The 247-nt window shown below is 63.2% G+C and carries 1 protein-coding gene; it reads left to right on the forward strand.

Features of this window, described 5'->3' with window-relative positions:
- Positions 1 to 213 (forward strand): alginate export family protein (locus tag AF337_RS32970; RefSeq protein WP_160320405.1); only part of this gene is annotated, 213 nt, incomplete at its 5' end.
- Positions 214 to 247: the final 34 nt, after the last annotated feature.

Consider the following 247-nt stretch of genomic DNA (forward strand, 5'->3'; position numbering starts at 1 on the left):
GTCTACACCCTGCCAAGCGTTCCCGTCGCAGGCACGGCGGGTAGCGGGCCGGCATGGACCGGCGCTTATGCGCAGGTCAAGGCGGACTACCGCTTCAATCCCAATCTCACGGGGTCGCTGGAGGCCGTTCATTACCAGGTCGGCTCGGCGCTCCAAGCTGTGGGCGGGTGCGACAGCAATTATCTCAGGGCAGAACTGAAGCTGGCCTGGTAACAATGCCGACGCTACAGTGTTCGCCGACGAAGGA

Source organism: Rhizobium ecuadorense, assembly GCF_001187535.1.
Classification (GTDB): Bacteria; Pseudomonadota; Alphaproteobacteria; order Rhizobiales; family Rhizobiaceae; genus Rhizobium; species Rhizobium ecuadorense.